This is a genomic window from Streptomyces capoamus (assembly GCF_014654935.1).
Classification (GTDB): domain Bacteria; phylum Actinomycetota; class Actinomycetes; order Streptomycetales; family Streptomycetaceae; genus Streptomyces; species Streptomyces capoamus.
The window spans coordinates 17,942-29,168 of sequence record NZ_BNBF01000021.1 but is presented as its reverse complement, the minus strand read 5'-3'; the positions used below and the strand labels follow the sequence as shown (position 1 = coordinate 29,168).

The 11,227-nt window shown below is 71.4% G+C and carries 11 protein-coding genes; 6 read left to right on the top strand and 5 right to left on the bottom strand.

What is annotated here, in order from left to right:
* The first annotated feature begins 396 nt into the window (after positions 1-396).
* The 3 genes from IE312_RS28275 to moaA all read left to right on the top strand — a co-directional run bounded on the left by IE312_RS28275 (position 397) and on the right by moaA (position 3,550).
* Positions 397-753, top strand: coding sequence for a DUF485 domain-containing protein (locus tag IE312_RS28275; protein ID WP_189985135.1), 357 nt, complete (start codon positions 397-399; stop codon positions 751-753).
* Positions 750-2,375, top strand: coding sequence for a monocarboxylic acid transporter (locus IE312_RS28270; protein ID WP_189985134.1), 1,626 nt, complete (start codon positions 750-752; stop codon positions 2,373-2,375). Before IE312_RS28275 ends, IE312_RS28270 begins: the two co-directional genes overlap by 4 nt.
* Before the next feature lie 185 nt (positions 2,376-2,560).
* The gene (gene moaA, locus IE312_RS28265) at positions 2,561-3,550 is read left to right on the top strand and encodes a GTP 3',8-cyclase MoaA (RefSeq protein WP_189985133.1); all 990 of its coding nucleotides are present in this window, start codon (positions 2,561-2,563) and stop codon (positions 3,548-3,550) included.
* Positions 3,551-3,592: 42 nt separating this feature from the next.
* Here the strand turns inward: moaA and IE312_RS28260 are convergent, their stop codons facing one another.
* Both IE312_RS28260 and IE312_RS28255 read right to left on the bottom strand, forming a co-directional pair.
* Positions 3,593-3,817: a hypothetical protein gene (locus tag IE312_RS28260; RefSeq protein ID WP_189985132.1), complete on the bottom strand. Its 225-nt coding sequence runs from the start codon at positions 3,815-3,817 to the stop codon at positions 3,593-3,595.
* 228 nt (positions 3,818-4,045) lie between these two features.
* Positions 4,046-4,513, bottom strand: a complete 468-nt coding sequence (locus IE312_RS28255) for a DUF3099 domain-containing protein (protein WP_189985131.1) — start codon at positions 4,511-4,513, stop codon at positions 4,046-4,048.
* 245 nt (positions 4,514-4,758) lie between these two features.
* Here IE312_RS28255 and IE312_RS28250 point away from each other — a divergent pair, with 245 nt between their 5' ends.
* Positions 4,759-5,040 carry a GlsB/YeaQ/YmgE family stress response membrane protein gene (locus IE312_RS28250; RefSeq protein WP_189985130.1) on the top strand — a complete coding sequence of 94 codons (282 nt, stop codon included), beginning with the start codon at positions 4,759-4,761 and terminating at the stop codon, positions 5,038-5,040.
* A 74-nt stretch (positions 5,041-5,114) separates the two neighbouring features.
* On the opposite strand, the gene tyrS is transcribed toward IE312_RS28250, so the two are convergent.
* From tyrS to IE312_RS28235, 3 genes are all read right to left on the bottom strand, one after another.
* Complete coding sequence (gene tyrS / locus IE312_RS28245; RefSeq protein ID WP_189985129.1) at positions 5,115-6,383, bottom strand: tyrosine--tRNA ligase; 1,269 nt, start codon at positions 6,381-6,383, stop codon at positions 5,115-5,117.
* A gap of 66 nt (positions 6,384-6,449) precedes the next feature.
* The gene (locus IE312_RS28240; protein WP_189985128.1) at positions 6,450-7,844 is read right to left on the bottom strand and encodes a metallopeptidase TldD-related protein; all 1,395 of its coding nucleotides are present in this window, start codon (positions 7,842-7,844) and stop codon (positions 6,450-6,452) included.
* On the bottom strand, positions 7,841-9,364 hold the full coding sequence (locus tag IE312_RS28235) for a TldD/PmbA family protein (protein ID WP_189985127.1): 1,524 nt from the start codon (positions 9,362-9,364) through the stop codon (positions 7,841-7,843). The genes IE312_RS28240 and IE312_RS28235 overlap by 4 nt, the downstream gene beginning before the upstream one ends.
* A 260-nt stretch (positions 9,365-9,624) precedes the next feature.
* On the opposite strand from IE312_RS28235, the gene fabG reads away from it, so the two are divergent.
* Positions 9,625-10,329, top strand: a complete 705-nt coding sequence (gene fabG / locus IE312_RS28230) for a 3-oxoacyl-[acyl-carrier-protein] reductase (protein ID WP_189985126.1) — start codon at positions 9,625-9,627, stop codon at positions 10,327-10,329.
* 5 nt (positions 10,330-10,334) lie between these two features.
* Entirely contained in the window at positions 10,335-11,102 is a 768-nt protein-coding gene (fabI, locus tag IE312_RS28225) for an enoyl-ACP reductase FabI (RefSeq protein ID WP_189985125.1), read from the top strand.
* The last annotated feature ends 125 nt before the right edge of the window (positions 11,103-11,227 follow it).

Here is an 11,227-nt window from a genome sequence, read left to right as displayed (position 1 = left end):
GGCGGGCGCCGCCGAGGCCGCCGACGGCAGGAAGCCGAGCGAGGCGGTCAGCGACAGCACGACGGGCACCGCGAGCGCGAGACGGCGTCTGGAGCGCAGATGAGCCATGGGTTCTCCACATCATCCGGGTACGGGGACCGCCCGGCACGCGGGGTCGCGTTCGGGCAGGTACATGACGGGTGGTGCAGGCCGAAGCTATCTGCCGCGCACGATCTCCGAAAGGGCGCGGCGGACTTGAACCGCTCCGCGTGCGACGCCGTGACCGTGGACGGGGGACCCGGCACCGCCGCGACCCCCCGCGGGGATCACTCAGCGGAGCCGTGAGGCGACTACCGGTAACGTGACCCCGGGTCCTGTGAGGCCAGACAGCGCATGTCCGTGACGCGAGGAGAGCCCGTGGCTACCGAGACACCGCCACCCGCGAAACCCCAAGCTTCCCTTCCCTCCACCGAGGAGTTCACCGAGGTGCAGCAGAGCGCGGAGTTCGGTGAACTGCGCCGCGCCCACCGCTCGTTCGCCTTCCCGGTGACCATCGCCTTCATCGCCTGGTACCTGCTGTACGTCCTGCTGTCGAACTACGCGGGCGGCTTCATGGGCACCAAGGTGGCCGGCCACGTCAACGTGGCCCTCGTCCTGGGCCTCGCCCAGTTCCTCACCACGTTCCTCATCGCCTGGTGGTACGCACGGCGCGCCGCCGCCCGCCTCGACCCCCGGGCCGAGGCCATCAAGTCCCGGATGGAGGCCGGAGCATGAGCCCCGTTCAGCACACCCTGCTCGCCGCGGGCGAGGCGAGCGAACACCGGACGCTGATCGTCACCCTGTTCGCGGTCTTCGTCGCCGCGACCCTCGTCATCACCGTCCGGGCCGGCCGGCAGACCAAGGACGCCGCCGACTTCTACGCCGGTGGACGGCAGTTCACCGGCTTCCAGAACGGCCTCGCCGTCTCCGGCGACTACATGTCCGCCGCGTCCTTCCTCGGCATCGCCGGCGCCATCGCCCTCTTCGGCTACGACGGCTTCCTGTACTCCATCGGCTTCCTCGTCGCCTGGCTGGTCGCGCTGCTCCTGGTCGCCGAGCCGCTGCGCAACTCCGGCCGCTACACGATGGGCGACGTGCTCGCCTACCGGATGCGCCAGCGCCCGGTCCGCACGGCCGCCGGCACCTCCACGATCGTGGTGTCGATCTTCTACCTGCTGGCCCAGATGGCCGGCGCCGGCGTCCTCGTCTCCCTGCTCCTCGGCATCACCAGCGACGGCGGCAAGATCGGGATCGTCGCCCTGGTCGGCGTACTGATGATCGTGTACGTCACCATCGGCGGCATGAAGGGCACCACCTGGGTGCAGATGGTCAAGGCGGTCCTGCTGATCATCGGCGCCCTGCTGCTGACCTTCCTGGTCCTGCTGAAGTTCGACTTCAACGTCTCGGAGCTGCTCGGCCGGGCCGCCGACCACAGCGGCAAGGGCAGCGCCTTCCTGGAGCCTGGCCTGAAGTACGGCGCCACCGGCACCACCAAGCTGGACTTCCTCTCGCTCGGCATCGCCCTGGTCCTGGGCACCGCCGGACTGCCGCACATCCTCATCCGCTTCTACACGGTCCCCACCGCCAAGGCCGCCCGGAAGTCCGTCCTCTGGGCCATCGGCCTGATCGGCACCTTCTACCTGATGACCCTCGCCCTCGGTTTCGGCGCCGCCGCGCTGATCGAACCGGACGAGATCATCTCCTCCAACAAGGCGGGCAACACGGCCGCCCCCCTCCTGGCGCTCCACCTGGGCGGCGTCGACTCCGACTGGGGAGCCGTCCTGCTCGCCACGATCTCCGCGGTCGCCTTCGCCACCATCCTCGCGGTCGTCGCCGGACTGACCCTGGCCTCGTCGTCGTCGTTCGCGCACGACATCTACGCCAACGTCATCAAGAAGGGGCAGGCCACCGAGAAACAGGAGATCGGCGCGGCCCGCTGGGCGACCGTCGGCATCGGCGCGGTCTCGATCCTGCTCGGCGCCCTGGCCCGCGACCTCAACGTGGCCGGCCTGGTCGCCCTCGCCTTCGCGGTCGCCGCCTCCGCCAACCTGCCGACCATCCTCTACAGCCTGTTCTGGAAGCGGTTCACCACCGCGGGTGCCCTGTGGTCGATCTACGGCGGCCTGGTCACCGCGGTCGGCCTGGTGCTGTTCTCCCCGGTGGTCTCCGGCAAGCCGACCTCCATGTTCCCCGGCGTCGACTTCCACTGGTTCCCGCTGGAGAACCCCGGCCTCATCTCCATCCCGGTCGGCTTCCTGCTCGGCGTCGTGGGCACCCTGCTGTCGAAGGAGACCCCGGACGCGGGCAAGTACGCCGAACTGGAGGTGCGCTCCCTGACGGGCACCGGAGCCCACTGACGGTTCCCACTGACGGTTCCCACGGACGACCGCGTCGGACGGGGCTGTGCAGTCCTACGACGCGGTCGCGTCCCACCTCGTGGGATCGGCCGCTGTCGTTGTCGGCGGCGTCACGTAGGCTCGCAGGTGACGGGCGACGCACGCCCGAGCCCGGAACGGGTGACCGGGAGAGGGAGGGGGCCCACGTGCTCATCGACACCTACGGCCGAGTCGCCACCGACCTGAGGGTCTCGCTGACCGACCGCTGCAACCTGCGCTGCACCTACTGCATGCCCGAGGAAGGCCTGCAGTGGCTGGCCAAGCCGGACCTGCTCACGGACGACGAGATCGTCCGGCTGGTCGACATCGCGGTGCGCTCCCTCGGCATCGAGGAGGTCCGCTTCACCGGCGGCGAGCCGCTGCTGCGCCCGGGCCTGGCCGGCATCGTCGAGCGCGTCGCGGCCCTCGCCCCGCGCCCGCAGATCTCCCTCACCACCAACGGCATCGGCCTCAGGCGCACCGCGGCCGCCCTGAAGGCGGCGGGCCTGGACCGGGTCAACGTCTCCCTGGACACCCTGCGCCCGGACGTCTTCAAGACCCTCACCCGCCGCGACCGCCACAAGGACGTCCTGGAAGGCCTGGAAGCCGCCCGCGAGGCCGGGCTGAACCCCGTCAAGGTCAACTCGGTGCTGATGCCGGGCCTGAACGACGACGAGGCCCCGGACCTGCTCGCCTGGGCGGTGGAGCACGACTACGAGCTGCGCTTCATCGAGCAGATGCCCCTGGACGCCCAGCACGGCTGGAAACGCGAGGGCATGGTCACCGCCGGCGACATCCTCGCCTCCCTGCGCACCCGCTTCGAACTCACCGCGGAGGGCGCGGACGAGCGCGGCTCGGCACCGGCCGAGCGCTGGCTGGTGGACGGCGGCCCGCACCGGGTCGGCGTCATCGCCTCGGTCACCCGGCCGTTCTGCGCCGCCTGCGACCGCACCCGCCTCACCGCCGACGGCCAGATACGCACCTGTCTGTTCGCCACCGAGGAGACCGACCTGCGCGCGGCCCTGCGCTCGGGTGCCCCGGACGAGGAGATCGCCCGGATCTGGAAGCAGGCGATGTGGGGCAAGAAGGCCGGTGCGGGCCTCGACGACCCCGCCTTCGTCCAGCCGGACCGCCCCATGTCGGCGATCGGCGGCTAGCGCCCGGACCGTCGCCCGTCGCCCGTCGCCCGTCGCCCGCCGTCAGCCGCGGGTGTCCTCCGCCGCCTGCCACTCCTCCAGCGGTACGACGTCCTTCAGCATCCCGCGCACGCCGAGGAACTGCGCCAGGTGCTCGCGGTGCTCCTCGCAGGCCAGCCAGGTCTTGCGCCGCTCCGGCGTGTGGATCTTCGGGTTGTTCCACGCCAGCACCCACACGGCGGTGGTGCGGCAGCCCTTGGCGGAACAGATCGGGGTCTCGTCACTCACGGGTTTCGTCTCGGGTTCGTCTCGTGAAAGGGCCGGAACACGGCGACGCCGGGCAGCCACGGGGGGAGCTGCCCGGCGTCGGTCCATCGCTCCGACGGGGGATGCGGAGCGCGTACGCAGTATGTCACGGCTACCCCATCGCCCGGCACCGGAACAGCAGGATTGATCTGAGGTTTTCTTGAGCTTGCCGTAGGGCCGTGTTCCGCTTCCGCCGGGTGTCCGCCGTGCTCAGACCGGGCCGGGGTGCTCACCACGGACTCCGGCCGCCGGGCCCGGCGGCACGTCCTCCGGCGCGGACCGCGGCTCAGGTCCCGGCGCGGACCGCCGTTCGGACTCGCCCACCGGCTCCCGCACGGACTCCCGCCCGGTTTCTCCCCGTTCCTCCCCGCTCCCGGACGGCGCGATCATGGGCCGCATCGGCGCGGTCACGAACGTCGACGGGAGGGACGGCGGCCGCTCCCGGCCAGCGTTGGCCACCACCACGGCGATGTAGGGGAGGACCGCGCCGAGTACCAGCGCGACGATCGCGACGTGCCGCTCGACGTTCCACAGGGAGGCCGCGAGGATCACCGACACGGTACGGACCGACATGGAGATCACGTACCGCCGCTGCCGGCCCCGGACGTCCTCGGCGAGTCCCGTCCGGGCACCGGTGATCCGGAACACCTGGACGTTCCCGGCGTGTTGTTTCCGCATCACTTTCCACCATCCGCCCGCATCGGACTCTCCTCGGCCCGCACCCTCGTCCGCGCCCGGCGGAGAACCCGGGCGGGACTCCTCCCACGGTACGCCGCGCCCCCACCGCCCACGAGACCGGGTCGCCCCCGCCTGCGGCGACGCCTCGGGCCCCCGCCGCGCACGGGGGAACCCGACATGCGTCGTACGGCGCCGCCGATCACACTGGGCGTAATGCTCACGTCGAGCTGTAGGAGGAGGCGGCCATGGGCTGGTTGTGGGCGATCATCGTGGGATTCGTCCTGGGCCTCATCGCCAAGGCGATCATCCCGGGCAAACAGCACAGCCCCCTGTGGCTGACGACGATCTGCGGCATGCTGGGCGCCATCGTCGGCAACGCGGTCGCTCGCGCGATCGGTGTCGAGGCGACCCGGGGCATCGACTGGAGCCGGCACATCTTCCAGCTCGTGGCCGCGATCATCATCGTCGCCGCGGTGGACGCCCTCTACATGGCGACGCTGGGCAGGAGGAAGCAGCAGCGGGCCTGACCTGCGAAGGGGGCGCGGGGCCCGGACGGTCCGCCGCGACGGCGGCGGTCACCGGTGCCCCACGCCCGCGGCGCTCAGGCGCCCGCGACCTCCACCGCGGCCAGGTTCTTCTTCCCGCGCCGCAGCACCAGCCACCGGCCGTGCAGCAGATCGTCGGCGGAGGGCACCGCGTCCTCGGCGGTCACCTTCACGTTGTTCACGTACGCCCCGCCCTCCTTCACGGTCCGCCGCGCGGCGGACTTGCTGGCGACCAGCCCGACCTCGGTGAGCAGGTCCACCACCGGAGCCAGCTCGGTGACCCGGACGTGCGGCACCTCGGACAGCGCCGCAGCCAGCGTCCGCCCGTCCAGCTCCGCCAGCTCTCCCTGCCCGAACAGGGCGCGGGACGCGGCGATCACCGCCGCCGTCTGGCCGGCGCCGTGCACCAGGGTCGTCAGCTCCTCGGCGAGCGCCCGCTGCGCCGCCCGGGCCTGCGGACGCTCCTCGGTCTGCCGCTCCAGCTCCTCGATCTCCTCGCGGGAGCGGAAGCTGAAGATGCGCAGGAACTTGGAGACGTCCCGGTCGTCCGCGTTGACCCAGAACTGGTAGAACGCGTACGGCGTGGTCATCTCCGGGTCGAGCCACACCGTGCCGGACTCGGTCTTGCCGAACTTGGTGCCGTCCGCCTTGGTGATCAGCGGGGTGCCCAGGGCGTGCACCACGGCGTCCGGCTCGGCCCGGTGGATCAGGTCCGTGCCGGAGGTGAGGTTGCCCCACTGGTCGCTGCCGCCGGTCTGCAGCGTGCAGCCGTGCCGCCGGTACAGCTCCAGGAAGTCCATGCCCTGGAGGATCTGGTAGCTGAACTCGGTGTAGCTGATGCCCGCGTCGGAGTTGAGCCGCCGGGAGACGGCCTCCTTGGCGATCATCTTGTTGACCCGGAAGTGCTTGCCGATGTCCCGCAGGAACTCGATGGCCGACAGGCCCTGAGTCCAGTCCAGGTTGTTGACCATCACCGCGGCGTTCGGCCCGTCGAAGTGGAGCAGCGGCTCGATCTGGGCGCGCAGCCGCTCCACCCAGCCGGCGACGACCTCCGGCGCGTTCAGCGTGCGCTCGGCCGTCGGCTTCGGGTCGCCGATGAGACCCGTGGCACCGCCGACCAGCGCCAGCGGACGGTTCCCCGCCTCCTGGATGCGGCGCATCGTCAGGATCTGCACCAGGTTGCCCAGGTGCAGGCTGGGCGCGGTCGGGTCGAAGCCGCAATAGAACGTGACGGGGCCGTCCGCGAACGCCTTGCGCAGTGCGTCCTCGTCCGTGGAGAGGGCGATGAGCCCCCGCCACTTCAGCTCGTCGACGATGTCCGTCACGGTTCTCGTGTCTCCTTGATGATCTTCGGGCAGCCGGGTGACACCCGACCACGAACGCCTACGAGGTTATACGCCCTGGCTGACAGAGCTCATGTTGAAATCGGGGACGCGCAGCGCGGGCATCGCGGCCCGGGTGAACCAGTCGCTCCACTCCCGCGGCAGCGTCTTCTCCGTCCGCCCGGCCTCGGTCGCCCGGCCCAGCAGGTTCACCGGCGACTCGTTGAACCGGAAATTGTTCACCTGCCCGGTCACCTCGCCGTCCTCCACGAGGTAGACGCCGTCCCGGGTCAGGCCCGTCAGCAGCAGCGTGGCCGGGTCGACCTCGCGGATGTACCACAGGCAGGTCAGCAGCAGCCCGCGCCCGGTGGCCGCGACCATCTCCTCCAGGGAACGGTCCTCGCCGCCGTCCAGGATCAGGTTGCCCAGCGCCGGGGCGACCGGCAGCCCGGTCAGGCCCGCGCTGTGCCGGGTGGTGGTCAGGTGCTTGAGCACGCCCCCGGAGATCCACTCGGTGGCGTGGGCCGGCAGCCCGTTGTCGAACACCGACTGGTCGCCGCCGGAGGAGTGGGCGACCACGAAGGGCGCGCACTCCAGGCCCGGCTCGTCCGGGTCGCTGCGCAGGGTCAGCGGCAGCTCGCTGAGCCTGTCACCGACCCGCGTGCCCCCACCGGGCTTCGAGAACACCGTCCGGCCCTCGGCCGCGTCCCGGCCCGACGCCGACCACAGCTGGTAGATCAGCAGGTCCGCCACGGCGGTCGGCGGCACCAGCGTCTCGTAGCGGCCGGCGGGCAGCTCCACGCGCCGCTCCGCCCAGCCGAGCCGTACGGCCAGCTCGGCGTCGAGCGCGCCCGGGTCGACGTCCTTGAAGTCCCGGGTGGACCGGCCCGCCCACGCCGAGCGGGTACGGTCCGGCGACTTGGCGTTCATCTCCAGCGTGCCGGTGGGCTGGTCGTGCCGCAGGCGCAGCCCGGTGGACGTCCCCAGGTACGTCGACACCAGCTCGTGGTTGGCGAAGCCGTACAGCTCCCGCCCGCCCGCACGCGCGCGGGCGAAGGCCTCGCCGAGCGCCGGGGCGAAGTCGGCGAACACGGCGGAGGAGGTCTCGGCGGGCGCGTCCGTGAAGTCGGGGGACTCCGGCACCCCGCCGACCAGCGGCTGCGCGTCCTCGGCGGGCCCGGCACCGCGCGCGGCGGCCTCCGCGGCCCGCACCAGCGGCTCCAGCTCCCCGGCGGTGACCGCGGACCGGGACACCACACCGGACGCGGTGCCCTCCTTGCCGTCCACGGTCGCGATCACCGTGAGCGTACGGCCCCGGGTCACGCCGTTGGTGGTGAGCGCGTTGCCCGCCCAGCGCAGGTTGGCGGTGGAGTGCTCGTCGGCGATGACGACGCAGCCGTCGGCCCGGGACAGCGCGAGCGCCTGCTCGACGATCTCGTGCGGCTTCGTGGTGCGGGCGCTCATCGGCCGGCCTCCTGCGTGGTGTTGAGGATGTTGACGCCCCTGAAGAGGGCGGACGGGCACCCGTGCGACACGGCGGCCACCTGGCCCGGCTGGGCCTTGCCGCAGTTGAAGGCACCACCGAGGACGTAGGTCTGCGGTCCGCCGACGGCCGCCATGGAGCCCCAGAAGTCGGTGGTCGTGGCCTGGTAGGCGACGTCCTTCAGCTGCCCGGTGATCCGCCCGTTCTCGATCCGGAAGAAGCGCTGGCCGGTGAACTGGAAGTTGTACCTCTGCATGTCGATCGACCACGAGCGGTCGCCGACGACGTAGATGCCCCGGTCGACGCCCCCGATCAGGTCCTCCGTCGACATCCCGGCCGGATCCGGTCGCAGGGACACGTTGGCCATCCGCTGCACCGGCACGTGCGCCGGCGAGTCGGCGTACGCGCACCCGTTGGACCGCTCGAACCCGGTGAGCCGGGCGATCCGCCGGTCCAGCTGGTAGCCGACGAGCGTGCCCTCCCTCACCAGGTCCCAGGACTGCGCCTCGACGCCCTCGTCGTCGTAGCCGATGGTGGCGAGGCCGTGTTCGGCGGTGCGGTCGCCGGTGACGTTCATCAGCTCGGAGCCGTACCGCAGCTTGCCCAGCTGGTCGAAGGTGGCGAAGGAGGTGCCGGCGTAGGCCGCCTCGTAGCCGAGGGCGCGGTCCAGCTCGGTGGCGTGGCCGATGGACTCGTGGATGGTCAGCCACAGGTTGGACGGGTCGACCACCAGGTCGTAGAGGCCCGGCTCCACGCTCGGCGCCCGCATCTTCTCGGCGAGCAGCTCCGGGATCCGCTCCAGCTCGCCGTCCCAGTCCCAGCCGGTCCCGGTCAGGTACTCCCAGCCGCGCCCCGCCGGCGGGGCGAGGGTCCGCATCGAGTCGAACTCACCGCTCGACTCGTCGACCGAGACGGCGGTCAGCTGCGGGTGCAGCCGTACCCGCTGCTGGGTGGTGACCGTCCCGGCCGTGTCCGCGTAGAACTTGTTCTCGTGCACGGTGAGCAGCGAGGCGTCGACGTGGTCGACGCCGTTCGCCGCCAGCAGCCGGTTGCTCCATTCCGCGAGCAGCGCCGACTTCTCCTCGTCCGGCACCGAGAACGGGTCGGTCTCGTACGACGACACCCACGTCCGGTCGGCGTGCACCGGCTCGGCGGCCAGCTCGACCCTCTCCTCGGAGCCGGCGGCCCGGATCACCTGCCCGGACAGCTTGGCCATGGCCACCGCCTGCGAGGCGACCCGGGCGGCGGCGTCCATGGTCAGGTCCACCCCGGAGGCAAAACCCCAGGTGCCCCCGTGCACGACCCGGACCGCGTACCCGAGGTCGGTGGTGTCCGACGAGCCGGCGGGTTTGGCGTCCCGCAGCCGCCAGGACGCGCTGCGCACCCGCTCGAACCGGAAGTCCGCGTGCTCGGCCCCGAGCGCCCGCGCCCGCGCGAGCGCCGCGTCGGCGAGGGCGCGCAGGGGTAGTGCCAGGAACGACTGATCGATGTCATGGGGCACGGGTGGGCATCCCTTCGGCTGTCGCTGTCGCTGTCGCGGTCCCGCTGTCGGTGCGTGTGCCAGTATCTCCCCACGCGCGGGCGGCGACGGGAGCCCGCCGGGGAACGGCCGGACTGTAGGAACCCCACAGGGTCTCCCGTGAGCCACTGTCGGTGCCCGCTTGTCCCCCCGCGCGGCGCTACCGATAGGTTTCCGGTGAAGCCGCCTGTCATCCAGGAGTCCGGGCGGACATGCAGGACCGCTATCGAAAGGGTGATCCGTTGAGCCGCTCGGTTCTCGTCACCGGAGGCAACCGGGGCATCGGCCTCGCCGTCGCCCGCGCGTTCGCCGACGCCGGCGACAAGGTCGCGATCACGTACCGCTCGGGTGAGCCGCCGGCCGGCTTCCTGGCCGTCAAGTGCGACATCACCGACCCGGAGCAGGTGGAGCAGGCCTACAAGGAGATCGAGGAGCAGCACGGCCCGGTCGAGGTGCTGGTCGCCAACGCCGGCGTCACCAAGGACCAGCTCCTCATGCGCATGACCGAGGAGGACTTCACCTCGGTCATCGACACCAACCTCACCGGCACCTTCCGGGTCGTCAAGCGCGCCAACCGCGGCATGCTGCGCGCCAAGAAGGGCCGGGTCGTCCTGATCTCGTCCGTGGTCGGTCTGCTCGGCTCGGCGGGGCAGGCGAACTACGCCGCCTCCAAGGCAGCCCTGGTCGGTTTCGCGCGGTCCCTCGCCCGGGAGCTGGGCTCGCGCAACATCACCTTCAACGTCGTCGCGCCGGGCTTCGTCGACACCGCCATGACGAAGGTGCTCAGCGACGAGCAGCGCCAGAGCATCGTCGCGCAGGTGCCGCTCGGCCGTTACGCGCAGCCCGAGGAGATCGCCGCGACGGTGCGGTTCCTCGCCTCGGACGACGCCTCGTACATCACTGGAGCCGTCATTCCGGTTGACGGCGGACTGGGAATGGGTCACTGAACACCATGAGCGGAATTCTCGAGGGCAAGCGCATCCTGGTCACCGGTGTGCTGATGGAGTCCTCCATCGCATTCCACGTCGCCAAGCTCGCCCAGGAGCAGGGCGCCGAGATCATCCTGACCGCGTTCCCGCGGCCCACGCTGACCGAGCGCATCGCCAAGAAGCTGCCGAAGCCGGCCAAGGTCATCGAGCTGGACGTGACGAACGAGGAGCACCTCGCGCGCCTGGCCGACGTCGTCGGCGAGGAGCTGGGCGGCCTCGACGGCGTCGTCCACTCCATCGGCTTCGCCCCGCAGGACGCGCTCGGCGGCAACTTCCTGAACACGCCGTTCGAGTCGGTGGCCACCGCCATGCACGTCTCGGCGTTCTCCCTGAAGTCCCTGACCATGGCCTGCCTGCCGCTGATGCAGAACGGCGGCTCGGTCGTCGGCCTCACCTTCGACGCCCAGTACGCCTGGCCGCAGTACGACTGGATGGGCCCGGCGAAGGCCGCCCTGGAGGCGACGAACCGCTACATGGCGCGTGACCTGGGCAAGCAGGACATCCGCTGCAACCTCATCTCCGCGGGCCCGATCGGCTCCATGGCCGCCAAGTCCATCCCGGGCTTCGCGGAGCTGGCCTCCGTGTGGGACAACCGCTCCCCGCTGGAGTGGGACCTGAACGACCCCGAGCCGGCCGGCCGCGGTGTCGTCGCCCTGCTGAGCGACTGGTTCCCGAAGACCACGGGCGAGATCATCCACGTCGACGGCGGTCTGCACGCCATCGGCGCCTGACGGGCCCCCGGGACCGTACCGACGCCCCGTTCCCCGCCGCGCGGGGAGCGGGGCGTCACCCGTTCGGCTCACCGGCCGGGCCGCCGCAGCGCCGACGGCGCACGCTGGATTACGCCTTCCCCGCA

What these genes read in the sequence shown, in the direction of transcription:
- IE312_RS28270 (WP_189985134.1), top strand. Translation starts at nt 750, where the DNA reads ATGAGCCCCGTTCAGCACACCCTGCTCGCCGCGGGCGAGGCGAGCGAA.
- IE312_RS28255 (WP_189985131.1), bottom strand. Translation starts at nt 4,513, where the DNA reads ATGCGGAAACAACACGCCGGGAACGTCCAGGTGTTCCGGATCACCGGT.
- fabI (WP_189985125.1), top strand. Translation starts at nt 10,335, where the DNA reads ATGAGCGGAATTCTCGAGGGCAAGCGCATCCTGGTCACCGGTGTGCTG.
- IE312_RS28250 (WP_189985130.1), top strand. Translation starts at nt 4,759, where the DNA reads ATGGGCTGGTTGTGGGCGATCATCGTGGGATTCGTCCTGGGCCTCATC.
- IE312_RS28240 (WP_189985128.1), bottom strand. Translation starts at nt 7,844, where the DNA reads ATGAGCGCCCGCACCACGAAGCCGCACGAGATCGTCGAGCAGGCGCTC.